The following is a 26,586-nucleotide window of genomic DNA, read 5'->3' as shown; positions in this document are numbered from 1 at the left end:
CTATTTACACTTCCTCCGTCTGCAATTGCCGTTCGTAGAGTTCGCGGTACACGCCGTTGGCCGCCAGCAGATCTTCGTGGGTGCCTTGCTCAACGACCTCACCTTCGTCCAGTACGATGATTTTATCGGCCAGCTTGGCCGACGACACCCGGTGCGAAATCACGACGGAGGTGCGGTTTTCCATGATCCGGTGGAGGTTGTTTAGGATGATGTTCTCCGTATTGGTATCCACCGCCGACAGACAGTCGTCCAGAATCAGGATTTTAGGGTCGCGGGCAATGGCCCGGGCGATGGAAAGCCGTTGCTTCTGACCACCCGAGAGCGTGACGCCCCGCTCGCCGATGCGGGTTTCGAACTGTTCGGGAAAACCAAGGATGTTCTGGTACAAATCCGCATCCTTGACGGCCTGCTCCACCTTTTCCTGCGGCATTTCGGGCAAGCCGAATTTGACGTTGTTGCTGATGCTTTCGGAAAACAGAAACACTTCCTGCGGCACGTAGCCCATCTGCCGCCGGATGGCTGTCAGACTATACTCTTTCAGCGGAATACCGTCGATCCTGATTTCGCCTTCCGTCGGGTCGTACATCCGCGTGAGCAGATTCGCCAACGTACTTTTGCCCGAACCCGTTGTGCCCAGAATAGCTACGGTTTCACCCGCTTTGACGTGTAAATTGAAGTCTTTAATGGCAACGATGCCCGAATCGGGGTACACAAACCGCACGTTCCGGAATTCGACTTCGCCTTCGATGGTTCGCTCCAGCGACTTCTCGGAAACCAGATCGGTTTTGACGGCCAGGAATTCGTTGATGCGTTGCTGCGATGCGGCCGCGCGCTGGGTCTGGCTGGTCGTCCAGCCGAGGGCCATCACCGGCCAGGTCAGCATGTTGACGTAGAGAATGAACTCCATGATGTTGCCCGGTGTCAGCCGCCCAGTCAGGATTTCCTGCCCGCCGACGTACACCACCAGCACGTTGCTCAGACCCACCAACAGCATGATCAACGGAAAAAACAGCGAATCGACCCGCGTCAGTTGCAGCGACTTGTGTTTATATACGTCGCTCTCGACCGTAAAATGCGTGGCCGAGTTTTCTTCCCGCACGAACGCTTTAAGAACCCGGATGCCCGAAAACGCTTCCTGCACATACGTCGAGAGGTTTGAAAGGCTTTTCTGAATTTCTTCCGACCGCTTGATGATGATGTTGTTGACGACGTAAATCGCGATCGACAAAACCGGCAGCGGCAGCAGCACGTACAAACTCAGCCGGAGGTTAATCGACACCATATAACTGATCACCAGAATAAACAGCGTAATCAGGTTCAGCCCGTACATGATCGACGGCCCAACGTACATCCGAACCTTGCTGACATCTTCCGAAATCCGGGCCATCAAATCGCCGGTATTGTGTTGTCGGAAAAAGCTCAGCGGAAGCGTCTGGTAATGCAGGTAAATCTCGTTTTTCAGGTCGTATTCGATGTGCCGCGACATGACGATGAGCGTTTGCCGCACCAGAAACAGGAAAAACCCCTTCAGCAGCGCCATCGCCAGAATCAGCAAACCGTAAAGCAAAATGCTGTAGGCAAACACGTCGTACAAATTACTTTGCAGGCGGCTGCCGTTATAGAGAAAATAAATATCGAGCGTTTCCTTCACCAGATCGAGCGAATACCGCACCAACTGGGCCGGAATGATGCCGAATAGGTTGGAAATGATCGTGAAAGCAGTTCCCCAGATCAGGTACCACTTGTATTTCAGCAAATATTTATTGAGGTGGGAAAGTGCTCTCACAGGTTTCGGAAACGTCTTTTCAATCCAACAAGATCGGGATGTCTGGCTGGGTAACAGAAAACCGGAAAGAATAGTTTGCTGAGCCGTCCTGAACTCGGATTACGCGGATTTAAGGATTAACTGGGAGGTCCTGATCGGACCAGGAATACGGCTAGGATTAATTCTTACAGATTTGTGAAGACTGCCTTAAGAGAGTCAACTAATTTTGTTGTTGATTAGACGCCGAAATTCCAGGCTTTTGGCTCCAAAGTTGATAAGTAGGCCGACCCGGAGATGGTAGGTTTCAAGGTAGTTGATGGCTTGGGCCAAATGGACGTTTTCGAGCGTTATGATTGCTTTCAGTTCTACAGAAACCGTATTCTCGACCAAAAAATCGACTCGGCGAGCGCCGACAGACTACCCTTTGTAAAAAATAGGCATTTCAACTTCACGCTCAAAAGTAACGCCAGCCATTGCCAACTCAATTGCCAGCGCTCGTTGATAGATCACTTCTTGAAAACCGTTGCCTAATTGCCGATGAACTTCCATCGCACAGCCAATCACCTGACCAGTTAGTTCTTTGTATTCCAAAAGCTTCAAGCTGAAAAGTTAATTTCCTTTTAGAAGTAAGCAGATCGATTTTGTCACGCAAATCAGCTAATAACCCTTTCATAAATCTTCAGCACCTCTTAGTCAGTCTGCTACGACGGATCGTTCCCATCCCAGCACTCCCAGTTAATCCTTAAATCCGCGTAATCCAGGTTCAGGACACTTTCAAACATTTTCCGTACTTTTGTACCCGATTACCAAATTTGGAAATAGCGAACCCAGTTCTTTGTTTCTTGCCGGAGAGAATGCTTAACAGACGTTTATTGCGGATAAAGGTCATGCAGGCAATGTATGCGCTGCGCCAATCCGAACTATCGAATCGGCAGTTGGCCGTGGATACCATCACCGAAACCTTTCAGCCCGACCTGAATTCGATGGAGGTCCAGAACCACCAGCAACTGGAAGGGTTCCGCCGACTGGCGACGGTTTTGTTTGAAGAAGGTGTGACCCAGGGAAAACCGTCGGAGGAAGAGGATATTCCGCATAAAGTGCGGGTAGCCGCCAACCAGGCCCTGGTCGATTACCGCAACAGCCTGACCCGCGAACGAAACCGGGTGTTGCAGTCGCTGATCGATGATGTCCGGACGCTGGACGACTCGCTGATCCGGCTGCTGACGCTGCTGCTCGAACTGGCTCATGTAGCACAGGTCGACCGCGAACGGGTTCGGAAATACGCCGACCCGGATGCCCGGACCATCGGTAAAGAATCGGGCCTCGACCGAAACCGGATCATTCAGGCCCTGCAACAGCACAAACCGCTGGAGGTCGAAAAGATCCGCCGGAAAATCGACTGGGGCGATGCGCTTCCGATGATTCGGGCGATTTACAACGACATTCTGAAAGAAGACGAGCTATACCGGGCCTATTGCGAAACCGCCGAGCACACCGCCGACGAGGATCAGCAACTGGTTCAGCATATTCTTCGCAATGTCTTATTGAAACAGGACCCAGCCAAGACGTATTTCGAAGAACTCGTACTAGGCTGGTCGGAAAACGGCGAACTGGTGCGCAGCATGGCGATCAAAACGCTGAAATCCGTGCAAGGCCCGGAAGGCCTGAAACTGATGGCCCTGACCGAAGACTGGGAAGAAGACCGGCTTTTTCTGGAAACCTTGTACAAAAAGGCGATGGAAAACGACGCCGAGTACGAAGCCCTGCTGGCCGAACAGCTCAAAAACTGGGACGTCGAACGGGTGGCACAACTGGACAAAATTATTCTCAAACTGGCGCTGGCCGAGTTGCTGAATTTTCCGAATATTCCGGTTAAAGTAACCATCAACGAGTATATTGAACTGGCAAAACTGTACAGTACCCCGAAAAGTGGACAATTCGTCAACGGAATTCTGGACAGCCTGTCTGAAAAATTGAAAAACAGCGGCCAGCTTCGCAAAAGCGGCCGGGGATTGCTGGACAACAAATAACCGTTTTGGTTGTTCCGGTAAGTAGCGTAATAACAACTTAGTACCATTATGAGCAGAACAAGCCAAACCTTGATAGCCTTCGTAACGGGCTGCGTAACCGGAGCCGCGTTAGGATTATTGTATGCCCCCGAAAAAGGAACCGTTACCCGCGACCGGCTGACCTACCAGTTGTCGAAATACCGGGAACAACTGCGTTCGTTGCTCGACGAACTTCTGAGTTCGGACGCTTTGCCCGATAGCTTTGCCAAAACCGAAGGTCAGCGCGTGGTGAACGACGCGCGGGAGAAAGCCGAAAAACTGCTGGAAGATGTGGATCGCCTGATGGCACAGATCAAGCAGCAAGGTGCTTAACCTCCCCTTTATTCATATCCAAAAAGCGAATGAAAACCGTTGTCATCAGTCTGTTGCTGCTTATTGGCCTGGTCGCCTGCAACCAGACGAAGAAAGACTCAACCAACGAATTGTCGGATAAGATGCCCAAAATTGTCTTCGCTGATACCGGCGTGTACGACTTTGGTGATATTACGGAAGGCGATACCGTTTCCCGTCAGTTCAAGTTTAAAAATGAAGGCGAGTTTCCGCTGATTATCAACAACATCCAGGCGTCCTGTGGTTGTACGACGCCCGAGTGGCCCAAAAAACCGATTGCACCGGGCGAAGAGGGAACCATTAAAGTGCTATTTAACAGCCAGGGCAAGCGGGGTGTCCAGAACAAAACCGTCACGGTTTATGCCAATACCGATCCGGCTTACACCGAACTGGCGTTTCGGGTAATGGTCAACCCACGGGCGGATTCGAGCCGCACCGCGACGGCGCAGTAACGGCGCTTATTTTTGCAACAAACCAGCAGTTATCATTTAAACCATCCGTTGTCAACATGACCTTTCTTTCTGTTTTATTACAGGCCCCGGCCGGTTCCCAAAATTCTATGATCTGGAACATCGTTTTGTGGGTCGGTATTTTTGTCGTTTTCTACTTTTTCATGATCCGTCCGCAGCAGAAGAAGCAAAAAGATCAGAAAAGCTTTATCGAAAACCTGAAAAAAGGAGATAGTGTCGTAACAATTGGTGGTTTACACGGAAAAGTTTACGCTGTTGAAGGCAACACCGTGACACTGGAAGTGGATAAAGGGCTGAAGCTGACATTTGAAAAAACCGCCATCTCCCGCGAAGCCACGACGAAAATAACGGCGTAACCAAATGATGAATGATGGACGATGAACGATGACGGGTTCGCCCGCGCGGTTGCTTTGCAATCACTAATTCATCATCCATCATTCTTCATTCATCATTTAAGTATCTGATTGTGTCCCTCCCTACCGCTTCCACCCGCCGTGTTCAACTACCGACGCTGATTTTGTGTCTGCTGGCGGCTGCTGTCATCTGGTTGCTCAACGCCCTGAATAAAAATAATTACACGGTTAACGTGCAGTATCCGATCGAATTCGTGTACGATCAGAAGTTATACGTGCCAACCTCTCCCCTGCCCAAAACGCTTACCGTCAGCATCACCGGCAATGGCTGGAAGTTATTCCGACGTTCGTGGCTGCCGTTTCGGTCGCAGCCTATCCGCTACCCGGTACCCCGGCCACTCCAAACAAAATTTATCAATACCGCATCCCTGACCGCTCTGCTGTCAGACCATGCAAAAGATGTCCAGGTTAATTTTGTAGCCAGCGACACCCTGGCCCTGAATTTCGACCGGCTGGCCATTCACGACGTGCCAGTGGTGGTTGATAGTGCCGGAATTGATCTGGCCGACCGGATGGTGGTGTCCAGCCTGATCAACGTAACGCCCCGCATCATCCGGTTTGAAGGCCCGGCCCGGTTGCTGCGCGGGACACCCGATACAATCAAAGTCCGCATTCCGGCCCGCAGGCTGGCGCTGAACTACGACGAAGAACTTCGGTTGCCCATTCCGCGTCACCCGCTGATCCGGGCCAGTGCCGACCAGGTTGCCATTAGTTTTGAAGTAGCCGAAATGCTCCAACCGCTGCCGACTCCGCCCGTTGAACCTGAGCAGCCTCAGCAGGATGAGAAACCGGCAAAAGCGCCCACGAAAGCCAAACCGAACCGTAAGAAATGAAAAAGCCACTGCTCATCGGCGTTACCGGTGGTATTGGGGCCGGGAAAACCGTCGTTTGCCGCATCTTCGAAGCCTTGGGGATACCGGTTTATTCGGCCGATGAGCGGGCCAAGTGGCTGGTCGACCATGACCCGGTTTTGAAAGCAGACGTCACCCGCCTGCTCGGCCCCGAAGCCTACGACCTGGCCGGACGGTATAACCGCGCCTGGGTAGCTGCCCAGGTATTCGATAATCCGGCACTGCTCCTCCAGCTTAACGCCTTGATTCATCCGCGCGTGTATGCCGACACCCGGCTTTGGGCCAGTGGTTATCCGGACAAACCGTACCTAATTAAGGAAGCGGCCCTGCTCCGGGCCGCCGGGGAAGACGGCAACAACCTCGACAAACTCGTCGTGGTTCAATCACCGCTGGAGCTGCGCATCCAACGCATCCGTCAGCGCGACCCGCACCGCACCGAAGCCGACATCCGCAACATCATCAGCCGACAAATCAGCGACGAGGAACGACTGGCCATAGCGGATTATGTCATTTACAACGACGAAACGCAGTTGCTCACTCCGCAAGTCGTGCGGCTGCACGAAATCTTTAGTACCCACGGACCGCCGGGCGGCCCCGTTTAGTCCGTGTCCTGGGAGTTAATTTACTCTAATTGTTTATACTAACTCACACGGACTTTAGTCCGTGGGTACGATTATGAAAAAACTTCTACTCCCTGTTGCCTGCCTGCTGAGTTTTCTGGCAGGTGCCTTCATCACGGACGACGATCCGAAGCGCCCGCTCACAGCTGAACTCGTGGCGGCTGCTTCTACGGTTTTTGGCCTGGAATTTAGCCCAGCCGAACGGGATTCGATGCTGGACAACCTGACCAATTACCGCAACAACTACGAAGCGTTGCGAAAGATTGAACTGCCCAACGATGTGGCTCCGGCCTTGTATTTTAACCCCTTACCAACCGGTTTTAAACTGCCGAAGGGCCAGCCCTCGTTCAAACCCAGCGTGGTCGGGAAAGTGACCTTGCCCAAAAACCGCAATGACCTGGCCTTTTATACGGTGGCCCAACTGGGCGAACTGCTTCGAACCCGCCAGCTTACGTCCGTCGAATTGACCCGGTTTTTTCTGGAACGGCTAAAAACCCACAACGACAAACTGCTGTGTGTCGTTACGCTGACCGATGACCTGGCGCTCAAACAGGCGCAGCAGGCCGACGCCGAAATCCGGGCCGGAAAATACCGGGGACCGCTGCACGGTATTCCGTACGGGGTCAAAGATCTGTTTGCCCGGAAAGGCTACAAAACGACCTGGGGCTCCGTGCCGTATAAAAATCAGACACTCGACTACGACGCCACCATCGTTCAACGGCTGGAAAAAGCCGGGGCGGTTTTGTGTGCCAAGCTCACGATGGGCGAACTGGCGATGGGCGACGTCTGGTTTGGCGGCAAAACCCGCAACCCCTGGGACCCGTCCACCGGCTCCAGTGGCTCGTCGGCCGGGTCAGGATCGAGCGTGGCGGCTGGCTTGCTGCCGTTTGCCATCGGCACCGAAACACTCGGCTCCATTGTTTCGCCCTCAACGGTCAATGGTGTAACGGGATTGCGGCCCACCTACGGGCGCGTAAGCCGCTACGGTGCGATGGCACTCAGTTGGTCGATGGATAAAATTGGGCCGATGTGTCGGTCTGTGGAAGATTGTGCGCTGGTGTTCAATGCCATTTACGGACCCGACGGCCTGGATCCAACGGTTTTTGCCGCCCCCTTCCGGTACGCGCCACTGGCTTCGCTAAAAGGCGTTAAAATTGGCTACCTCAAAAAAGCGTTCGAGTCGGATTACCCCAACAAAGCCAACGATCAGGCCACGCTCGAAACGCTCCGGAAACTCGGTGCCGAACTGGTGCCTTTTGAGTTACCCGACATCCCGGTTGGCCGGATGAATATGATTCTGAGCGCCGAAGCGGCTGCGGCTTTTGACGAGCTGACCCGGTCGGGCAAGGACGACCAGTTGGTGCGGCAGGTACGGAATGCCTGGCCGAATTCGTTCCGGTCGGCGCGGTTTATCCCGGCGGTCGAGTACATCCAGGCCAACCGCATCCGCACCAAACTGATCAACGACATGGCGAAAACCATGAAAGGCTTTGATGTGTACATCGCTCCCACCTTCGGGAACCCGAACCTAACGCTGACGAACCTGACTGGCCACCCCTGCGTGGCGCTGCCGAACGGTTTTACGGCCAAAGGCCTGCCGACCAGCATCACGTTTATGGGGCAGTTGTTCGACGAAGGCCGGTTGCTCGCCGTCGCCAAAGCGTACCAGGATGCAACGGTTTTTCACCAAAAACACCCGTCGCTCTGAGTTTAGTCGGTGAATGTCACCGACGAGAAAATCGACCGGGTACGGCAACGGCGTTTTTTTCGTTATTTTTGAAGCGATTTTACACTTCAGTCAACCCGTTTTTATGCGTCATCGGCTCATTCCATACGGTTTTCTTCTTCTCCTTTTCGTTTCAATTTCCGGTTTTTCCCAGCAAAAACAGCGGTTTCAGAACCTGCAACAAGCCCTACGGGCCAACGGGCAACTGGCCGGTTCGCAGGGGCCCGCCAGCGTCAACTGGATCGACGGCGGCACCCGGTTTTCGTTCATCGATCAGAATGTCATCAAGTCCTTTTCGCCCAAAGACCAGCGTGAAGAGGTTGTTTTCGACGGTAGCCGCCTAAAACTGCCCGGAACTGATCAGGCGTTTACCTACGAATCGTTTCAATGGTCGAAAGACTCTAAAAACCTGTTGTTTCAAACTAATTTTCGGCCGGTCTGGCGACGGTCGGGCATCTCGGATTACTACGTCTACGCGGTTGCTGCCAAAAGTCTGAAGCTGGTAGCAAAAGATGCCCAGACGGCCGAATTGTCGCCCGATGGCTCCAAAATTGGTTACGAACGCGACGGTAACTTGTTCGTGTTCGACTTTGCCAGCCAGCAGGAAACGCAACTGACCAACGACGCGGCCCCGTCGCTCTACAACGGCCGGTTTGGCTGGGCGTATGAGGAAGAATTCGGGCTGGCGCAGGCCTGGGAATGGTCGCCCGACAGCAAATTTATTGCCTACTGGCAGATCGACGAGCGCCCGGTGCCCATCTACGCCATGACCGATTACAAAGGCTTTGACGAAAATTTTGTCAAACTCCCCTACCCGCGCGTCGGCGACCCCAACCCAAAGGCGCGCATCGGTGTCGTGGAACTGGCGACGAAAAAAGCCCAATGGATGAAGGTCGATCTGAATGATGGCTACATTCCGCGTATTTACTGGACATCACAGGAAGGCCAACTGGCAGTTGTCCATCTGAACCGCAAACAAAACCATCTGAAGCTATTTTTTGCCAATGCCCGCACCGGCGACGCCAGGCAGATCATGGAAGAAACCAGCAACGCCTGGATCGATGTCTTTGATTTTTTCGCCGGCATTTTGCATTACTTCTACTTCCCGGCCAATTCCCAGGAGTTTTTCTGGGTCTCCGAACGCGACGGTTTTGCCCATCTTTACCGCTACGATTATTCCGGAAAACTGCTGAATCAAGTCACAAAAGGCAATTGGGAGGTGGTGATCGTCCACAACATCGACGCCAAAAGCAAGAAGGTTTATTACACCTCCACCGAACAATCTCCGCTGGAGCGGCAATTGTACGTAGTGGATTTTGACGGAAAGAATACCCGCAAACTCACGCAGACAGCAGGGCGGCATAAGATTGACTTTGCGCCCAACAGCCAGTATTACATCGACCGGTTTTCGAACGTCATGACCCCAACCCGCGTGGAGTTGTGGGACACGAAGGGCAAGCTGCTGAAAACGCTGGAAGCCAATCCCGGCGTGACGCAGTTTCTGAGCAACTACGCCTACGTTCCGAAAGAATTGACCAGTTTCACGACCTCTGACGGCCAGAAAATTGACATTTCGATCATCAAACCGCTCGACTTCGATCCGGCGAAAAAGTACCCTATCGTGCTCGACATTTACGGTGGCCCCGGTGCGCAATCGGTTTACAATGAGTTTAGTACAACCGGCTGGCACCAATTTCTGGCACAACAGGGTTACGCCGTCGTGAGCGTGAATAACCGGGGCAGCGGGGGTTACGGCTATCAGTTTGAGAAGGTGGTGTACGAGAAACTCGGCCAGTACGAGAGTCTGGATTTTGTGGAAACCGCCAAGTACCTCGCCACCCTTCCGTGGGTCGATGCGGGTCGGCTAGCGATTCGGGGGCACAGCTACGGCGGGTACATGACCAGCTACACGATGCTGGCTCATCCCGGTATTTTCAAGGTGTCGCTGGTCGGCGCGCCCGTGACCGACTGGCGGCTGTACGACAGCATCTACACCGAACGGTACATGGGCCTGTTGCCCGAAAACGACGCCAAATACGAGCAGAGCGCGGTTTCACCGAAGGCTAAAAATTTGCAGGGCAAGATGTTTATCGCCCACTCGACAATGGATGAAAACGTCCACGTCCGGAACACCATGCAGTTGATGAATGCGCTGGAAGACGCCGGGAAAGACGCCGACCTGCGCATTTACCCGCCGGGAGCCCACGGCGTGGCCTACAACAGCACAAGTTCACTGTTGTTGTATCAGCAGTATACGGACTATCTGGAGCGGTTTTTGAAGAATGGAACCACGAATTAGTAAACCGGCCAAAAATCGAATTCTTATTTTACTAGCTCACAGCTTGGCCTGTGAGCTAGTTTCTTTCTCCCTGAATCCCTTCCTCTGCCAGATACCGGCCAATGTTGAAAACCTGACCGTCGAGGAGTTCCAGGTCGCGGTGCCAATCCATTGTCAGCCAGGCGTCGGCCGTCCGTTCGGCGACCATCACCTGTTGGGTATCCGTGAAAACCCAGATAACTTTAGCGGTGCCAAAATCGAGTAGTTTCCGGGTCTTTTTGTTGACGTAGTTAAAGTCTTCGATTTTGGATATATCCGCTTTTACGTCAATCTCGACGGCTATTTTGGCGGGCACATCTGCATAACGCACATTGATCTTGTCGGGCGTCAAAATACTACGTTCATAAATGGCCACGTGTGACAAATTATTACGATGATCTAGATGAACTCCTGCTTCAGAAGATGCAAACCGGTATTTTTTTCGATCTAAATTTAAAATCATCAATTCCACAAAATAGGAAACAAGCACCCATTGCAATGTACTGGAACCTATAATTTCTTCCGGTGTTTTTCTGCCTGTCAAAACGTCTTCATGTCCACGGTAATACAGTGGTCGCCCATCCAACACTTCATAAATCAGTGATTCAGGAGATACTATCTGTTTAGACGTTTTTCCCGACGATTTGACACCCTTAGGTTTGCGGGATTGTCCGACTAAATTTTTCTTCTCCAACGTCTCCATATCGTAGCATTTATTGCAAAATACGGTTTTTACGGCAAAGTATTTTATGAAACCAGCTTTTTAGCCAGTAACTCTTCCAACCACAATCGGAGTTGAACCGCCATCAAACCTCCATTTTCAGCACCCGGCCCACATCCTTCTGGTGCAGCCGACCAATGGGCAGTTCCTGCCCGGCGATCTCGATGTGGTTGGGCGACCAGGCCGAAATCTTGTCCAGGGCCACGATGTACGAGCGGTGAATCCGCAGAAAATCACGGCCGGGCAGCATGGACTCGACCGAGCTGATGGCCTGTTTGACCACCAGCGGTTTGCCCGTGGTCGTGATGATTTTGATGTAATCCTTCAGGCTTTCGATGTACAGGATGTCTTTCGTGTAGACCTTCATCATCTTGCGGTCGGCCCGAAAGTACAGAAACGCATCGCGCTCGGACGGAACGAGTTCTTTTTCGGAAGCCAGGGATGTCGGTTCGGGCACCATGTGCGAAACCGTTTGAGATTCGAGCCGCATGACCTTGGAAACCGCCCGCAGAAACCGCTCGAACGGAATCGGTTTCAGCAGGTAGTCGACCACGTCGAGGTCAAACCCATCGAGGGCGTATTCGCGGTAGGCCGTCGTGAAAATAACTTTGGGCGGGTTGCGCAGGCTCCGCAGAAAATCCGTGCCCGAGAGCTTGGGCATTTTGATGTCCAGAAACAGCAGATCGACCGGCGTCGATTGCAGAAAGCTGAAAGCCTGCACGGCATTGTGACACTTGCCGACCACCTCAAGCCCATCGACCATCTCGATATAGGACTCGATGATTTCCACGGCGTGGGGCTCGTCATCGATTAGGAGACAACGTACATTCATAAGTATGGATCGTATTTGTTGTTGTTACATTATGCAGGCAATTCCGCTACCGAAGCTGCCGATGGTTTCAAAACTACGGATTCTTCCGGCAAGCGCAAGATCAAATCCACCAGAAACGTCTCTTCTTCCGGCTGAATAGTCAATTCGTACCGCCCCGGATACAGCAGTTCCAGCCGTTTCCGCACGTTCTGCAACCCGATGCCCCCAACGGAGGTTGCACCCACAGAGGGTGGATCAGTTTCTGGCAAAACAGAATCCGTATCGCGACTGTTGACCAGCTTGAACGTCAGCACATTGTCATCAACGGCCAAATCCAGAAAAATCCAGGCTTGCTCCAGTTGCTCGCTCGTACCGTGTTTGAACGCATTCTCCAGAAACGGGATCAGCAGCAAGGGCGCAATCGATTTTCCTTTCAAATCGCCGTGAAAATTCATCGACACCTCCAGCCGTGCTCCGTAGCGTAACTGTTCGAGGCCGATGTAATTTTTCATGAACGCAATCTCTTTTTCCAGCAACACCTCCGACGCATTGCAGTCGTACAGCATGTAACTCAGCAATTGCGACAGTTTTAGCACTACCGCCGGGGATTGCTCCGACTTCCGCAAGGTCAGCGCGTAAAGGTTATTTAGCGTGTTGAACAGAAAATGCGGGTGAATTTGCGACTTCAATAACTGCAACTCGGCCTGAAACTTCTCCTTTTCAATCTGTCGGTACGCCTGTTCTTTCAAATACCAGATTTTCACCAACTTAATGGCTGCCACGAAACCGGCTACGGTTATGCCACCCCGCAATCCGGCCATCAGCAAATAACTAAGGCTTGCCCCCCGAACACGCGGTATGCCTATCCTGGTATGCACAGGTGTCACAACCCAGGCCGAAAGAAAAGCGGAGGCACAAGCGGTTAGAAATGAAAAGAAAATCACCCCGACTACAATTTTCCAATACCGGCCCTTATGCAGATAGCGAGGAAACAGCACGTAGATGATTCCGTAGGCCAGAATCATGTGAGCGGGCATAAAAAGAATGGCATCCATACCCGACGACAGAAACCCCAACAAGGTTGCCAGCAGGGTACTGAACCCTCTGTCAATGAAAAAGCCAATCGGAAAGATCCCGTACAGGAGCGTAAAGTAGAGCCAGACAACGCCCCAGAAAAAACCATGACGCGCCAGCCGGTGCCGGAGTTGATTGGAAAAGATGAACTTACTGGCAGACAGTTGCATACAGAAGCCGGATTACCGACCGAAGATAGACAAACGACGCCAAAACCGCCCGATTTTCAGCCAATTGTAGACGAACGGCGGAGTATCGTCGCTCAACGGCTGATAACCGACTGTTTTCTACACTCGTCGCCCAGCCGCGGCTATATCGTTTGCGAAGCGGTGCATTGGGCGAAAAGGCCAGCGAATGGCTGGGCGGTTGTTTACTTTTAACCCGTCAATAACGACAACTACAACAACTACTAATGAACCGCTCCGGCGGTCGGTTTTATGAAACGCTATACACAATCCCTCCGACTGGCCCTGCTGGCCACCACACTCGTTGTGTCATCGATTGCCTTTGCCCAACCCCGCCAAAACCAAATCAGCACGCCCCAGAACGGTTTCTGGGTCGTTGAGTCGCAGCCTAAAAAACCGTGTGTGGTTTCTTTTTACAACAAAGATAACCAGCTTGTTTATCAGGAAACGCTGACGAAGAAAAAGCTCAACCTTAATCGAACCACGACACGCGAAAGCCTGAATTCTGTATTGGAAAAGGCTCTTCAGCAATGGACGCTCCATCCGCAACCGGCGAACAGCCCGCTTGCGGGCAATCAGCGCTGGCTGGCTGCTGAGTTTGGAAATTGAGACAAAAGACATAAGATCGGAAATGTAAAACGACCCGAAACGTCTCTTTTCTCTTGTCTTTCTTCTTTTTTAATTTGGTTAAATTGGTTTGAGTCCCCCGGTTTGGGCCTTGGCACCGGATCGGGGGCTTTTTGTTTTTGAAGTAGGCAGGAATGGGGTGATTTACGTATTTTCGGGCTTCGAACCGATTCCCATGCAAACTGGTTTTCCTGCTTCCAACACCCGTACCGAAGTTCTGGCGGGCGTATCTACCTTTCTGGCCACCATGTACATCATCGTGGTCAACCCAGCGATTCTGAGTCAGGCCGGATTGCCGTTCAGCGGGGTTCTGACGGCCACGGTGTTGTTGTCGTTCGGGTGCAGCCTGCTGATGGGGCTTTATGCCCGCAACCCGCTGGTGGTAGCGCCCGGCATGGGCTTGAATGCATTTTTCACCTTCACGGCGGTCAAAGGATTGGGCATCCGGCCCGAGGTGGCCCTGGGGGCGGTTTTCTGGGCCGGTGTGCTGTTTCTGATTCTGTCGGTTTTCAACGTGCGCTCGGCCCTGGTCCGTATTATTCCCAAACCGCTGCGGTACGCCGTGTCGGCCGGGATCGGGCTGTTTATTACCCTGATCGGTTTTGAAAATGCCAAATTTATCGTGGCCAATCCGGCCACCCTGGTCGGGATTGCCAGCCTGCACGACCCCATCATCCTGACCTTTCTGTTCGGCCTGCTGCTGACCGCCATTCTCGTTGTTCGCAACGTGCCGGGTGCCATCATCATCGGAATCGCGCTGACCACCCTGGTGGCCTGGCCCATCGGCCGGTGGTGGGGCGATGCGTCGGCGGTGAATTTCGGGCAGAAAACGCTGGTGAACTTTCAGGGCATTGTTTCGGCCCCCGATTTTGGTTTATTGGGAAAGCTTGATCTGGTCAACTCGCTGCAATGGTCGCTCTGGCCGGTTATTTTCGCTTTCGTCTTCACGGATTTGTTCGATAGTCTGTCGACGTTTGTGGGGGTGGCCGAAGCCGCCAACCTGTACGACGAAGACGGCAACCCACGCAACCTGAACCGCTCGCTGACCGTCGATGCCGTCGCCACCACTGCAGCCGGTTTGCTCGGCACCAGCCCTGGCACGGCTTACATCGAATCGGCGGTCGGCATTGCCCAGGGCGGGCGCACGGGCCTGACGGCCATCGTAGCGGGTAGTCTGTTTTTACCCTTTCTGTTTCTGTCGCCCCTCCTGGCGGTGATTCCGGGCATTGCAACCGCCCCGGCGCTGGTGCTGGTTGGAGCCTTCATGATGAAACCGGTGACCAAAATCAACTGGAGCCAACTGGACGATGCACTCCCGGCTTTTCTGGCGCTCGTGCTGATTCCGTTCAGCTATTCCATCACGCAGGGTATCATCTGGGGCTTCCTGACCTGGACGGTGGTCAAACTCGCGCTCGGTAAGACGCAGGATGTTCCCGTCGGTTTGCTGCTTGTCGATCTCTTTTGCGTTCTGGCGCTTTTTTCCGGGCATTGAGCATCAGGGTAACACAGCCACCAACTCGACTTCGACCAGGGCAGTTTCCTCATATAACCGCTGAATCTGAACCCAGGTAGCGGCCGGAAAGTCGTTGTTATAATACTTTTTTCGCACATCGTTGTGCTTTTTTATTTCTTCAATATTGGTCGTATACAAGTTCTCTTTGACCACATTCTGAAACGTTGCTCCGTAAAAAGCCAATGTTTTCTGAAGTCCATTGTACACATTTGTCAGCGCCGATGCTGTTTCACCCCCACCGACCGTTCCGGAAATGTAAATAGTTTTGCCAACCCGGACGGCCTGGGCATATCCGGCCCCATCTTCACCCGCTTTACCAAAATGAAATTTCTGTTTTTCAATTGTATTCTGGCCGGATTGGGCATTGACTGCCGTAGAAATTACCATTGAAATCACACTTAAAATCAAAAAAACACGGTTTTTCATTGTATGTTCGTTGTTTAAATCAGAACTGTATGCGAGAGGAAATATACAAAAGGATTCATCGGATTGCGGTTTTCGCCAGCATCATCTTGTCAATCTGGACGGTTTTTGTTCCGAAAACCGCCCTGGCACAACGCTACAAACCCCGCCCGATCACGGCCTTGCTGGGGGCTTTTGATGAAGAAGTGAAGCTGGTTCAGCAATCGCTGACAAAACCCAAAACACATACCCTCAACGGCATCAAGTTTATGACGGGCCGGATCAACGGGCATCGGGTTGTGGTGGCCGAAACCGGCATCGGGAAAGTCAATGCCGCCATGACCACGGCGTTTGTGCTGGCCTATTTCAAGCCCAAACAGGTGTTGTTCACGGGCATCGCGGGCGGTACTAACCCGGACCTGCAACCCGGCGACATTGTGATTGCCCGCCAAACTGCCCACCACGATTACGGCTACATCACGTTTCAGCAGCAGAAAACCAACCAGACCCGCAACGCCATCACGAAAGACCTGAACCCGACCTTTTTCCCCGCCGACTCCTTGATGATGCGGGCTGCCCAGGAAGCAGCCAAAACCGTTGTTTTCGAGAGTATTCCGGTTACTTCGCGGCCCCCTTCGGTGCTGGTCGGTACGGTAGTCACCGGCGATGTGTTTGTTTCGTCGGAGGAGAAAGTCGCCAGCCTGTGGTCGGAGTTCAAAGCCGACGCCACCGAAATGGAGGGTGCTGCCGTGACGCAGATTTGTTACCAGCAGCAGGTACCCTGCCTGGTCATCCGGAGCCTGAGCGACAAGGCCAACTCCAACGCCCGGCAAGACATGCTGACGTTCTTTAAAATTGCTGCCCGAAACTCAGCAAACCTCGTCATGGCAATTGTCGGACGGTTACCCTGAGGCATTTGGCGTCCAAACGAGACAATGTCCGCGCGGTTTCATCGTTTATATGATAAAATGCTACCCCATCAGCACGACGGACAATAGCATAAAAAAACTTTCTTCCTGACTACGAGCCTGACCAATCATCTATCTACTAACCAGCAGAGTTGGAAGTCACTACCCGCTGATTGACCGTTCTTTCACCTTGGTAACTCATTGTTGATGTTTGTTTTATTTAGTCGATAATAGACATCTAACTAGCTGACCACAAGTAGAAATAGGTTATTTTTTCAAGAACTATAAATAATAAACTTAAAACGGATGAACTACTTATATTTGCCGGTGTAGTTGGAAAGGATCGACAAAACAATGCCTCCCCGCTCTTTGGCACGCTGATTGGTCGAAATACATTACCGTAACGGTCTGCCATGAGAAAAAAAACCTTCGCCCTGCTAATCCTGGCCATCCTTTTCGTGGTTGCCTGTCTCACGACGGAGGGGTTTCTTAGCATCCTAAGTGGGCTGGTTGCCCTTGGATTGGGACTAAGTGCCTGGGCGGTTCAATCGGCAGGTTGGGTCGACGAAAAGTATAATTCCATCCCGGACCCCGATGAGCCGGAGCCGGATGAGCCGGAAAAGCCCTCAGAAGACTAATAGCTTAAAAAAATAAACCCGGGAAGCCGTTTATAGCCAGCCTCCCGGTTTCGTATTCAGGCACTCAGTTGGTAAAACAAGATCAAGCGGCCTGATAAATTTTTACGGTTCCGTCGCCTTCGCTACTGATGACCAACAAACTGTGCCCCGTTGGGCTGTCTTTCGCCGGAATGAAAAGAACACCTTCCGGAGCATCACCGGTCTTGAAGAGTTGCAGAAACTGCGGAGCTGCCGGATTGCTCACATCATACACGGCAATGGCGTCGGCCCGTTCCATGCCCACAAAGGCAATCGGTTTTCCGTTCATCATGCCAACGGTTACGCCTTCCGGTTCCACGCCTTTATCGTCCGAACGGCTGTCGTCATACAAACCGGCCGTAATCACCTGTTCCTCCAGGCTTTTCCCCGCTTCAAAAACCCGCTGCCCGGTTGTTGCGTTGTAAATGCTGAAGCCACGCCCGCCAAAACCGTAGAGTGTATTGTAAACGACCTTGCTATCGACTATCGAATTTCCGGCCGACTTCGTCACGCGCAGCCGACCAAGTTTCGCTGGCAGTTTCAGGTCGGTCGCGTTCGGAAAGAGAACGGCATCCAGGTTAAGGCTGCTGACCCGAACCTGCTCATCGTAACCGGCATATTCGCGGGCATCCCCTTCGTCGGCTGTGATCAGATAGCCCTGACCACCCGCCGTAAAATACGAAATGGCATCCGGCAAGAAGAAGGATTTGACCGGCCACGGCCCCAGGGTCAAGTCATTGGCATCCTGATCGCTGGGGTTGATGCCATTCGCTGCCAGGTTGTAGTCTTTGGTGCCCAGCGGATGAATTTTCAGAATGGTTCCGGCTACCAGGTCCACTTCAGCAATCCCGTTATTTTCCTGAAGCGTCACCCAGGCTTTTTTAGAATCTGCTGAAACAGCTACATACTCGGGCTCAACATCCTGCTCAAACGTCGCATTCGGACCATAAATTCGAAAACCGTCAGCCGCCAGTTGGGACAGCGAACCCGAAAAGGCAGCAAAGTTCAGGGTTTTTACGCTGTAATTATCGGTTACATTGATGATCGAAATCGAACCCTCGGGATCTTTTGCGCCCACGGTGTACAGGCCGTCGGGTTCGCCTTCGTTAGCCGTGACGATGTACGTTCCGTCGGGACTGAAGGTTACCATGTCGGGCAAGGCACCCACCGAAATTTGCCGGATTGTGGCCAGTGTACTGGTATTGATCACGACGACGCTTCCATTGGCCTGTTTGTCAGTGGCTTCCAGGGCAATCGCCAGCTTTCCGCTATGGACGGCTACGCTGTTGGCCACCCCACCCAGTGCCGAAACATCGATGAACTGCCCTTTGGTTGCCATCAGGCTGGAGGTTCCGGTGGAGGATAACTCAATGACCTCGATCTTCGGCGCGTCTTCATTGTTGACCACAAATAATCGTTTCGTAAACGGATCATAGGCCGCAATCTCCGCCGAAGCCTCTCCGCCCAGGTCCGTCGAAGCGATTTCCCGAAAATTAGCCGGATTTTCCTGAAACGAGCCCGGATCTCGGTGATCGGTCATACAGGCATTCAGTGCGACGGCCAGGACGACCCATCCAGTCAGGTATTTGTTTGACATCATGCTAGTAAAAGTAGAGTGGTTGTGGATTGCAAAAATAGGGCTCCACGCACGCTAAAAATCGGCCTAAGCAAGGCTTAACGATTAATTAACAGGTAGTTAATAGTTTAATAATGTCATCCTCAATCCCGACCCGCCAGGATTAAAACTGACTTCTGCCTTTCGTCCTGCACCGACTCCCGAAAACACGAAGCAGCCCGCCAGAGCATTTTTTTACCAAAAGTCAACCTTGGTTCATAGGATAGAAATGTCAGCAGAAGCTATCATAACCGGGAGAATTAGCCTATTATTACAATTCCCTCTCCATCCGACTGCTGCTTCGCCAGCCTGACTATGAATTCTTTACCTCCAAATACGCCCGGTTTTTTATCTGATGGGGGCACAATGGGCGCCTTGATGCGAACAATTGACTGGTCGGCCACACCGATCGGCCCCGTCGAAGGCTGGCCCCAGAGTCTGCGAACCTCGGTGAGCACCTGCCTCAATTCCAGGTTCCCGATTCTGCTCTGGTGGGGGCCCTCACTCGTCATGCTGTACAATGACGCCTACCGGCCGATACTGGGCAATAAGCATCCGGCTTCGATGGGAAGCCCCGGTCAGCAGGTCTGGCCCGAAATCTGGCCAATCATCGGCCCTATGCTCGAAAGTGTGCTCTCAGAAGGGAAGGCCACTTGGTCCGAAAATCAGTTGCTGCTGCTTGATCGGAATGGCTATCCCGAAGAATGTTATTTCACCTTTTCCTACAGCCCGATTCATGATGAATCCGGCGGAATCGGCGGAGCCTTCTGCGCCGTTACTGAAACCACTGCCGGTGTTGTCGAGGGCCGTCGACTCCAAACTCTGCGCGATCTGGGTCGGCAGCTCAAAGCCAGGCAAAGCGTCTCGGACGTTCTGCGTAATGCCCAGGCGGTTTTGGCCAACAACCCCTACGATTTCCCGTTTAGTGTGTTCTACCGGCTTGATGAGGCTGCTTCTGTAGCTCATCTGGAACTCCCTACCGGTTTTGAGAGCTTGTTCTCAGAAGGGTTGCAAACCGTCGAACTAAACTCGTCGACCGGGTTGGCCAGGGCATTTACTGATGTGATTACGCGGAAAAGCCCGCTTCTGCTCAACAGTGATCAGGTTCCGTTTTTGTCGCTTCCGAGGGGTGCCTGGCAGATGCCGCCCAGCCATGTTTACGTTCTACCCATCACGCCGAATGGATTTCATACACCCTACGCCGTTCTCATTGCCGGTATCAATCCGCATCTGGTGCTCGATACTAAGTACAGGGACTTTTTTCAACTAATTGCGGATCAGATCGCCACCGAAATCAACAATGTTCGGGCGTATGAAGAAGAACGACGGCGGGCTCAGGCTCTACTGGAGCTTAACCAGGCGAAAACCCGCTTTTTCAGCAACATCAGCCACGAGTTCCGGACCCCGCTCACGCTGCTGCTCGGTCCGCTGGACGAATTGCTCCGCAAGGCCCCGGTTCAGCAGCACGAGTCCCTGCAGATGGTCAAACGGAATGCGCTACGGCTGCTCAAACTCGTCAATACCCTCCTGGATTTCAGCCGGGCTGAAGCCGGTCGGCTCCAGCCTCACTTTGAACCAGTCAATCTGGCTATTTTGACGTCCGACCTCGCCAGCAATTTCCGTTCGGCCGCCGGGAAAGCCGGGTTGGATTTTGTGGTTCAAACCGCCCCCCTTTCAGCTCCCGTGGTACTGGATCACAGTATGTGGGAAAAAATTGTGCTGAATCTGCTGTCGAATGCGTTCAAATATACCTTGGCCGGCGAAATCCGGGTTTCGCTGCACGAAGCTGATCAACAAGTCATCCTGACCGTATCCGATACTGGAATTGGTATTCCGAAGGACCAGCTTCTCCATATTTTCGACCGTTTTTATCAGGTAAACCGTTCTGATGGGGCTTTTCAGGGACGCACCTTTGAAGGAACGGGCATTGGTCTGGCTTTTGTAAAAGAATTGGTCGAACTGCACAATGGCACGATTACGGCCGAAAGTGAACCGGGCCGGGGCAGTTCATTTACCGTTATCATTCCGCGGAAACCCGTCGATTCGCTTCAGCAATTACCAGAAAATCAACCCGATAGCAGTCCCCTAACCGATCAGTTTCAGGCCGAAGTAGAAAGTTTGACCGACCAAGGATTCGAAAAAGCGTCCGATCCTGAACCGGCCAAACCGCGCCTGGTTCTGGCCGACGACAATGCCGACATGCGCGCGTATGTTAGTCGTCTGCTAGCCCCCCATTATACGGTAGAAGCCGTTGCCGACGGCCAGGCTGCCCTGGAAGCCATCCTCCGTCAACCGCCCCAACTGGTGCTCTCCGATATCATGATGCCGGTGATGGACGGCGTAGCGCTGTTGAACCGACTGAAAAGTAACCCGCAAACGAATCACATACCGGTTATTCTGCTTTCGGCGCGAGCGGGCGAAGAAGCAGCCTACGAAGGCTACGTCGCCGGAGTTGACGATTACCTGGTAAAACCCTTCACAGCCAGGGAGTTGCTCGTTCGTGTGCAGGCCCAACTCCGGCTTGCCTGGGTGCGTCAGGAAAATCAGCAGTGGCTTCAGCGATTGTTCGAACAGGCGCCCGTGGTCATTTCCATTGTCGGCCGCGAACCCGATTTTGTCTACCGCATGGCGAATTCGGCCTTTGCGGAACTGATCGACCGGCCGCTGGACCAGATTCTGGGAAAACCGCTGCTGGAAGTCCTCCCTGAAATAAAAGGACAAGGTTTTGACGAATTATTGCATCAGGTGGCAACGACAGGGATTCCGTATATTCAGCGCGATGCTCCGGTCAGGCTGGTCCGGCAGGGAAAACCGCAGTCGCTGTATTTCGATTATATGTACCATCCCATTCGGGAAGCCGACGAGTCGATTAGCGGGGTGATGGGCGTTGTGATCGATGTGACGGAGAAGGTAGTGGCACGTCAGAAAATTGAAGAAAGTGAAAGCCGGTTCCGGGCGATTGCCGATACGGCCCCTGTCCTGATCTGGACCTCGGGCACCGATAAGCTATGCAACTTTTTCAACAAGGTTTGGCTGGATTTTACGGGTCGCCCGATGGAGCAGGAACTCGGCAATGGCTGGGTTACGGGCGTTCACCCGGACGACGTGGAGCATTGTATGCATACCTACACGACGGCTTTCGATGCCCGCCAGGAATTTCAGATGGAATACCGGTTGCGGAGGTTCGATGGGGCCTACCACTGGTTTATCGACAAGGGTCGTCCCCGGTTTGCGGCCGATGGGACGTTTCTGGGTTACATCGGCGGCTGTACCGATATCAACGAACAGAAGGTCATCCACGACGAACTGGAACGGCGGGTAACGGAGCGAACTTCGGAATTACGCAACCTTAATACCGAACTGGAACGCTCTAATTTGGACCTGTTGCAATTTGCGTCGGTAGCCAGCCACGACCTGAAAGAACCGTTACGCAAAATTCAGTCGTTCAGCAACTTACTAACGACAACACTCGATGGTAAACTAAGTGAGGACGAACGGAGTCATTTTGGCCGGATTACCGGTGCGGCCGCCCGCATGCAAAAAATTGTGGACGATGTGCTGCGACTCTCCAAACTTTCCAATACCAGCGCCCGGCACGAGATCGTCGATCTAAATGCCCTGATCGACGGAATTGCCGACGATCTGTCCATCACGATTCAGGAAAAAAAGGCCCGGCTCGAAATCGACACCCTGCCTCTCATCGAAGCTATTCCCGGCCAGATGCACCAACTTTTCCAGAACCTGATCAGCAACGGGCTTAAGTTTGTCGCTGATCGGCCTCCGGTTATTCGGGTTACGAGCCAGCCCGCAGAACCGCCAGCGACGGTTTCGGCGGTTACCACGCCCGGCGACTACATCCGGATTTCGATCCGTGACAATGGAATCGGGTTTGAAACGCAGTATGCCGAAAAAATCTTCGGGATGTTCCAACGGTTGCACGGCCGGGGGCAGTACGAAGGAACGGGCATTGGTCTGACCATCTGCCGCCGGATCGTCGAAAATCATCATGGCCAGATTACCGCCGAAGGCAAACCGGGTCAGGGGGCTCACTTCATGATTACCCTCCCCCTCCGCCAAAACGCGTTTGCCGATCGTCGGCAACTCAATGAACGCCGTGATGACTGACTCAGACTGCCCGACAAGGGTCTGGCTGGCGATCCGGATCCGACTACCGGAGACGAGCGATGCTGATGGAGGAAATTCCTCGAAAAATTGGGTTTCTTTAGTTGACCAGCGCTGTCGAAGCTGCCGATTTCTCATAATTCTTTGCCAGAACCCGGTACGAACCCGAACGCATAGCCGCCAGCGTGATCAGCAACCCCACCAGGCCCGTGACGGTAAACAGCAGCGCCAACCCGCGATCGCTGCCGGTCCCGAACCAACCGCCCAGCCAGTCAACCCCTTTGCCGGTCGTCATGAAGGGAATAAAAATCAATTCGGCAATCGGTCCGATCAGAAACGCCGTGATGGGTGATGCGGCCTGTTCGACGCTCTGGGCAAACCCAAACACCCGGCCCTGGCGCTCGGGCGAAATCAGCTTCTGAATGATGGTTTGCTCGGCCGCTTCGACCGCCGGGATCAAACACATGTACACAAACAACCCGAGCGAGAGCAACACGATGGACGCCTGGATGGTGAAGAAAACGCAAACCGTCCACATGACAATGTTGGCCAGAAACAGCGTGCGTAACGGATTCGGCCCCAGCCCCCGCCGGGCCACCACGATACCGCCCACGATAAAACCACCGCTCAGCCCGCTCCACAAAACACCCCAGACCTGCACCGACACCAGTGATAAGCCATAAGCATCCATCAACGACATGAACACTCCCCCCAGAAAGTTGTTGAACGTGTTAAAAAAAATCAGGCCCAACAACCCCGGAATCTGCCGCACCGCCAGTAACGTTCCTTTTATGTCAATGCGGTTTTCGATCTGGGCATGCGTGTCCGGGGCGGTATTCGGAATCGAAATCGTCCACAGATGCAGTACCACCAGCGCCGTTAGCCCAATGCCCAGCACCAGCATCCAGAACATACCCAGAAACCCGATCACCAGCCCGCTGAACAGCGACGCCACCAGAAACGCAATGCCGTTGGCGGTTCCGACCATCCCGTTTGCCTTGTCCCGTTCGTCTTCCGGTATCAAAAGAGTTACCAGCGTAGAAAGCGCAATGGTCCGCAGATTCCCGGCAATCGCACCCAGTAGGCCCAGCAGGACAAACACCCACAGTGCCGGGCTGGACGGATCCGTAAAAACCGCTGTCGGCGTGGTGCTATAAATCCCCCAAGCCAGGACGTATAACAACAACGAACCCGCGCTCGACAGCAACATGGCGGTTTTCTTCGGGTAATTGTCGACCACTGAGCCTAGGAAGAAACCGGAGAAGGCTACCGTTCCCAGGTAAATACCGGCCATGACAGAAGTGGCTACGACGGATTTGGTTTGCAGGTATACCCAGAATGTCAGCGCAAACCAGACAAAATTGTTCGTCAGCGATGCGGCCAGTGTATTGGCCAGAATAGCGTAAAAGCGGTCGTTCATAGCGTTTGTTCATTCGTATTTGCGGAAAGGGAAAGGTCCATTCAGGAGTTGAACCGACCCTTTCAAATTACGTTCAAACCGCTGCTATCGTTCCCGGATCAGCCTCATCCGGCTACTTTTAACGAGCCGGATGGGGCATCGGCCAGATGGTCGGATTTCGCTTTCAGCCATTTGTGATAATAGACGTACGAAGCCAGCCCAATGGTGGGAATGATCAGCATCGGCACCCATTCTACCGCCAGTTTATCCAACATACTGATGGAATAAATAGCGCCCAGAATGTCGTACATTAAGCCGGCATACGCCCATTCCTTGATGCGGGGAAAACCCGGCACCAGAATAGCAATGACACCAAGTAGCTTTGCCCACCCCAGAAACGGAATCAGGTAAACCGGATAGCCCATGTCCTTGAATCCCTGGACGGACATCGGATCGACCAGGATGTTCGGTATGGCCGACCCAAACATGAAGAAGGCGAATAAACCCGTAAAGACCCAATACAGAATTTTTGTCGTTTTCATGGCCGTTGGCTTTTGTTTTTTAACCGATTGAATAAGACAAATTTACGCACCCGACCCCGTTTCGATAGCGTGTAAAAACGACAAACTACAGGGGGTATTGCGGCATTTTTCAGACCGTTTTTTTAAAGAGTAAGTTTCTAAAACCGGTTCATTTGAGACGCGAACAAATTGGTTCTTTCAGGCCTTTAAACGCTAAAAAGGCAGGGTCAACTGCTGCCCGGCCTGCTCCTCGGTGGCTTCCAGGTTCGAAACAGAAACTCCCAGCAGGCGAACCCCTTTCGGTACGGGCAAAACCGACTTCAGCAAGTCCAGGCCAATGCGGTCCAGAAAAGCTTTCTGCGAGACGGGGCCGAGGGTTGTGCGGCTGCGGGTGATTTGTTCAAAATCCGCAAACTTCACTTTCAGCGTCACTGTACGTCCCACTACCCGGATGCGTTCGCAGGCTCGCCAGACCGAATCCAGCAGCGGCTGCAAACGGGCCGTCAATTCCGGTTCTTCCGTCAAATCGTACTCAAACGTGTTTTCCGACCCGATCGATTTCCGCAGCCGGTCGGGGGTTACGGACCGGTGGTCGACCGCCCGGGCGATGTCGTAGTAAAAGCTGCCTGCCTTGCCAAAATGCTGTTTCAGAAAGGCTTCAGATTGCTGCCGTAAATCCAAGCCGGTGAAAATCCCAAGTCGATTCATCCGGGCCGCCGTAACCCGGCCAATGCCATGAAACTGACTAACGTTCAGGGTTTCGACAAAGGCAAGTCCCTGGCTGGGTTTGATCACATATAGCCCGTTGGGTTTGCGCATATCGGACGCCAGCTTGGCCAGGAACTTGTTGTACGACACCCCGGCCGAAGCCGTCAGCCGGGTTTGTTCCCAAATCGTCGCCCGGATTTCCTCGGCAATTCGGGTTGCCGAAGCGATGTTCTTTAAATTTTCGGTTACATCGAGGTACGCTTCGTCCAGGGAGAGCGGTTCAATCAATGGGGTGTATTCAGCAAAAATAGCCCGAATCTGGCCGGAAACGGCTTTGTAGACATCGAAACGGGGCTTGACGAAGATCAATCCGGGGCATTTTCGGATGGCCACCGACGAAGCCATGGCCGACCGTACGCCGAATTGCCGCGCTTCGTAGCTGGCTGCAGCCACAACCCCCCGCTGGCTGGAGCCTCCCACGGCTACCGGTTTTTGCCGTAATTCCGGGTGATCCCGCTGTTCGACCGATGCGTAAAAAGCATCCATGTCGATGTGTATAATCTTCCGGGCGTTGGATTGATCCACGAAAACTTGCTGCAACTGATCCGTTTAAAGATAACGGTTTTTCCCGACATTGAACCGACCCTTTTACGGCGTTCACCGGGTTGTTCGTAACCGATTGGGGACGCCAAATCCGATAACGATCAGGGAACGGCCTGACCCTGCTCATAAAACCGCTTCCGTTGTTTGGCTACTTTTGTCT

22 protein-coding genes and 1 pseudogene are annotated in these 26,586 nt (G+C 53.0%); 13 read left to right on the top strand and 10 right to left on the bottom strand.

Annotation, left to right across the window (positions count from 1 at the left end; translation table 11 throughout):
- Positions 1–4: 4 nt before the first annotated feature.
- Positions 5–1,786 (bottom strand): ABC transporter ATP-binding protein, encoded by a 1,782-nt coding sequence (locus ACO2Q8_RS19585; protein ID WP_423346541.1) that lies wholly within the window; start codon positions 1,784–1,786, stop codon positions 5–7.
- A gap of 195 nt (positions 1,787–1,981) precedes the next feature.
- Positions 1,982–2,314: pseudogene (locus ACO2Q8_RS19580) on the bottom strand (GxxExxY protein).
- Between the two features lie 338 nt (positions 2,315–2,652).
- Between ACO2Q8_RS19580 and nusB the strand changes: the two are divergent.
- From nusB to ACO2Q8_RS19540, 8 genes are all read left to right on the top strand, one after another.
- On the top strand, positions 2,653–3,795 hold the full coding sequence (nusB, locus tag ACO2Q8_RS19575) for a transcription antitermination factor NusB (RefSeq protein WP_423346540.1): 1,143 nt from the start codon (positions 2,653–2,655) through the stop codon (positions 3,793–3,795).
- A 48-nt stretch (positions 3,796–3,843) separates the two neighbouring features.
- On the top strand, positions 3,844–4,146 hold the full coding sequence (locus ACO2Q8_RS19570) for a YtxH domain-containing protein (protein WP_423346539.1): 303 nt from the start codon (positions 3,844–3,846) through the stop codon (positions 4,144–4,146).
- A 29-nt stretch (positions 4,147–4,175) separates the two neighbouring features.
- Positions 4,176–4,616 carry a DUF1573 domain-containing protein gene (locus tag ACO2Q8_RS19565; protein ID WP_423346538.1) on the top strand — a complete coding sequence of 147 codons (441 nt, stop codon included), beginning with the start codon at positions 4,176–4,178 and terminating at the stop codon, positions 4,614–4,616.
- A gap of 107 nt (positions 4,617–4,723) precedes the next feature.
- Positions 4,724–4,990: a preprotein translocase subunit YajC gene (gene yajC / locus ACO2Q8_RS19560; protein WP_423346537.1), complete on the top strand. Its 267-nt coding sequence runs from the start codon at positions 4,724–4,726 to the stop codon at positions 4,988–4,990.
- Between the two features lie 110 nt (positions 4,991–5,100).
- Entirely contained in the window at positions 5,101–5,880 is a 780-nt protein-coding gene (locus ACO2Q8_RS19555; RefSeq protein WP_423346536.1) for a hypothetical protein, read from the top strand.
- Positions 5,877–6,500 carry a dephospho-CoA kinase gene (gene coaE, locus ACO2Q8_RS19550; RefSeq protein ID WP_423346535.1) on the top strand — a complete coding sequence of 208 codons (624 nt, stop codon included), beginning with the start codon at positions 5,877–5,879 and terminating at the stop codon, positions 6,498–6,500. Before ACO2Q8_RS19555 ends, coaE begins: the two co-directional genes overlap by 4 nt.
- A 73-nt stretch (positions 6,501–6,573) precedes the next feature.
- Positions 6,574–8,226, top strand: coding sequence for an amidase (locus ACO2Q8_RS19545; protein ID WP_423346534.1), 1,653 nt, complete (start codon positions 6,574–6,576; stop codon positions 8,224–8,226).
- Between the two features lie 103 nt (positions 8,227–8,329).
- Complete coding sequence (locus ACO2Q8_RS19540; protein ID WP_423346533.1) at positions 8,330–10,543, top strand: S9 family peptidase; 2,214 nt, start codon at positions 8,330–8,332, stop codon at positions 10,541–10,543.
- Positions 10,544–10,598: 55 nt separating this feature from the next.
- Here ACO2Q8_RS19540 and ACO2Q8_RS19535 read toward each other — a convergent pair whose 3' ends face one another.
- From ACO2Q8_RS19535 to ACO2Q8_RS19525, 3 genes are all read right to left on the bottom strand, one after another.
- Positions 10,599–11,264: a Uma2 family endonuclease gene (locus ACO2Q8_RS19535; RefSeq protein ID WP_423346532.1), complete on the bottom strand. Its 666-nt coding sequence runs from the start codon at positions 11,262–11,264 to the stop codon at positions 10,599–10,601.
- A gap of 103 nt (positions 11,265–11,367) precedes the next feature.
- Positions 11,368–12,114, bottom strand: a complete 747-nt coding sequence (locus ACO2Q8_RS19530; protein WP_423346531.1) for a LytR/AlgR family response regulator transcription factor — start codon at positions 12,112–12,114, stop codon at positions 11,368–11,370.
- Between the two features lie 29 nt (positions 12,115–12,143).
- Positions 12,144–13,337, bottom strand: a complete 1,194-nt coding sequence (locus ACO2Q8_RS19525) for a sensor histidine kinase (RefSeq protein WP_423346530.1) — start codon at positions 13,335–13,337, stop codon at positions 12,144–12,146.
- A 267-nt stretch (positions 13,338–13,604) separates the two neighbouring features.
- Here ACO2Q8_RS19525 and ACO2Q8_RS19520 point away from each other — a divergent pair, with 267 nt between their 5' ends.
- Together ACO2Q8_RS19520 and ACO2Q8_RS19515 are read left to right on the top strand one after the other, a co-directional pair.
- Complete coding sequence (locus tag ACO2Q8_RS19520) at positions 13,605–13,961, top strand: hypothetical protein (RefSeq protein WP_423346529.1); 357 nt, start codon at positions 13,605–13,607, stop codon at positions 13,959–13,961.
- A 193-nt stretch (positions 13,962–14,154) separates the two neighbouring features.
- Positions 14,155–15,471: an NCS2 family permease gene (locus ACO2Q8_RS19515; protein ID WP_423346528.1), complete on the top strand. Its 1,317-nt coding sequence runs from the start codon at positions 14,155–14,157 to the stop codon at positions 15,469–15,471.
- 3 nt (positions 15,472–15,474) lie between these two features.
- On the opposite strand, the gene ACO2Q8_RS19510 is transcribed toward ACO2Q8_RS19515, so the two are convergent.
- Entirely contained in the window at positions 15,475–15,918 is a 444-nt protein-coding gene (locus tag ACO2Q8_RS19510; RefSeq protein WP_423346527.1) for a RidA family protein, read from the bottom strand.
- Positions 15,919–15,947: 29 nt separating this feature from the next.
- On the opposite strand from ACO2Q8_RS19510, the gene ACO2Q8_RS19505 reads away from it, so the two are divergent.
- Together ACO2Q8_RS19505 and ACO2Q8_RS19500 are read left to right on the top strand one after the other, a co-directional pair.
- Entirely contained in the window at positions 15,948–16,805 is an 858-nt protein-coding gene (locus ACO2Q8_RS19505; RefSeq protein WP_423346526.1) for a 5'-methylthioadenosine/adenosylhomocysteine nucleosidase, read from the top strand.
- Between the two features lie 410 nt (positions 16,806–17,215).
- Positions 17,216–17,440, top strand: a complete 225-nt coding sequence (locus ACO2Q8_RS19500; protein WP_423346525.1) for a hypothetical protein — start codon at positions 17,216–17,218, stop codon at positions 17,438–17,440.
- 82 nt (positions 17,441–17,522) lie between these two features.
- Here the strand turns inward: ACO2Q8_RS19500 and ACO2Q8_RS19495 are convergent, their stop codons facing one another.
- Entirely contained in the window at positions 17,523–19,058 is a 1,536-nt protein-coding gene (locus ACO2Q8_RS19495; protein WP_423346524.1) for a choice-of-anchor I family protein, read from the bottom strand.
- A gap of 330 nt (positions 19,059–19,388) precedes the next feature.
- Between ACO2Q8_RS19495 and ACO2Q8_RS19490 the strand changes: the two genes are divergently transcribed.
- A complete protein-coding gene (locus tag ACO2Q8_RS19490; RefSeq protein ID WP_423346523.1) occupies positions 19,389–23,198 on the top strand; it encodes an ATP-binding protein in 3,810 nt (1,269 codons plus the stop codon).
- A 97-nt stretch (positions 23,199–23,295) separates the two neighbouring features.
- Here ACO2Q8_RS19490 and ACO2Q8_RS19485 read toward each other — a convergent pair whose 3' ends face one another.
- The 3 genes from ACO2Q8_RS19485 to dinB all read right to left on the bottom strand — a co-directional run bounded on the left by ACO2Q8_RS19485 (position 23,296) and on the right by dinB (position 26,408).
- A complete protein-coding gene (locus ACO2Q8_RS19485) occupies positions 23,296–24,615 on the bottom strand; it encodes an MFS transporter (RefSeq protein ID WP_423346522.1) in 1,320 nt (439 codons plus the stop codon).
- Positions 24,616–24,719: 104 nt separating this feature from the next.
- The gene (locus tag ACO2Q8_RS19480) at positions 24,720–25,136 is read right to left on the bottom strand and encodes a DoxX family protein (RefSeq protein WP_423346521.1); all 417 of its coding nucleotides are present in this window, start codon (positions 25,134–25,136) and stop codon (positions 24,720–24,722) included.
- Positions 25,137–25,328: 192 nt separating this feature from the next.
- Positions 25,329–26,408 carry a DNA polymerase IV gene (gene dinB / locus ACO2Q8_RS19475; protein ID WP_423346703.1) on the bottom strand — a complete coding sequence of 360 codons (1,080 nt, stop codon included), beginning with the start codon at positions 26,406–26,408 and terminating at the stop codon, positions 25,329–25,331.
- Positions 26,409–26,586 lie beyond the last annotated feature (178 nt).

The sequence above is a fragment of the Larkinella sp. VNQ87 genome (genome assembly GCF_049445795.1).
Classification (GTDB): domain Bacteria; phylum Bacteroidota; class Bacteroidia; order Cytophagales; family Spirosomataceae; genus Larkinella.
The sequence above is the reverse complement of the archived record's forward strand: the minus strand, read 5'-3'. Positions and strand labels throughout refer to the sequence as shown.

Coding starts and splice junctions, on each gene's coding strand:
- nusB (WP_423346540.1), top strand. CDS start 2,653: ATGCAGGCAATGTATGCGCTGCGCCAATCCGAACTATCGAATCGGCAG.
- ACO2Q8_RS19570 (WP_423346539.1), top strand. CDS start 3,844: ATGAGCAGAACAAGCCAAACCTTGATAGCCTTCGTAACGGGCTGCGTA.
- ACO2Q8_RS19565 (WP_423346538.1), top strand. CDS start 4,176: ATGAAAACCGTTGTCATCAGTCTGTTGCTGCTTATTGGCCTGGTCGCC.
- yajC (WP_423346537.1), top strand. CDS start 4,724: ATGATCTGGAACATCGTTTTGTGGGTCGGTATTTTTGTCGTTTTCTAC.
- coaE (WP_423346535.1), top strand. CDS start 5,877: ATGAAAAAGCCACTGCTCATCGGCGTTACCGGTGGTATTGGGGCCGGG.
- ACO2Q8_RS19545 (WP_423346534.1), top strand. CDS start 6,574: ATGAAAAAACTTCTACTCCCTGTTGCCTGCCTGCTGAGTTTTCTGGCA.
- ACO2Q8_RS19540 (WP_423346533.1), top strand. CDS start 8,330: ATGCGTCATCGGCTCATTCCATACGGTTTTCTTCTTCTCCTTTTCGTT.
- ACO2Q8_RS19535 (WP_423346532.1), bottom strand. CDS start 11,264: ATGGAGACGTTGGAGAAGAAAAATTTAGTCGGACAATCCCGCAAACCT.
- ACO2Q8_RS19530 (WP_423346531.1), bottom strand. CDS start 12,114: ATGAATGTACGTTGTCTCCTAATCGATGACGAGCCCCACGCCGTGGAA.
- ACO2Q8_RS19525 (WP_423346530.1), bottom strand. CDS start 13,337: ATGCAACTGTCTGCCAGTAAGTTCATCTTTTCCAATCAACTCCGGCAC.
- ACO2Q8_RS19520 (WP_423346529.1), top strand. CDS start 13,605: ATGAAACGCTATACACAATCCCTCCGACTGGCCCTGCTGGCCACCACA.
- ACO2Q8_RS19515 (WP_423346528.1), top strand. CDS start 14,155: ATGCAAACTGGTTTTCCTGCTTCCAACACCCGTACCGAAGTTCTGGCG.
- ACO2Q8_RS19510 (WP_423346527.1), bottom strand. CDS start 15,918: ATGAAAAACCGTGTTTTTTTGATTTTAAGTGTGATTTCAATGGTAATT.
- ACO2Q8_RS19505 (WP_423346526.1), top strand. CDS start 15,948: ATGCGAGAGGAAATATACAAAAGGATTCATCGGATTGCGGTTTTCGCC.
- ACO2Q8_RS19500 (WP_423346525.1), top strand. CDS start 17,216: ATGAGAAAAAAAACCTTCGCCCTGCTAATCCTGGCCATCCTTTTCGTG.
- ACO2Q8_RS19495 (WP_423346524.1), bottom strand. CDS start 19,058: ATGATGTCAAACAAATACCTGACTGGATGGGTCGTCCTGGCCGTCGCA.
- ACO2Q8_RS19490 (WP_423346523.1), top strand. CDS start 19,389: ATGAATTCTTTACCTCCAAATACGCCCGGTTTTTTATCTGATGGGGGC.
- ACO2Q8_RS19485 (WP_423346522.1), bottom strand. CDS start 24,615: ATGAACGACCGCTTTTACGCTATTCTGGCCAATACACTGGCCGCATCG.
- ACO2Q8_RS19480 (WP_423346521.1), bottom strand. CDS start 25,136: ATGAAAACGACAAAAATTCTGTATTGGGTCTTTACGGGTTTATTCGCC.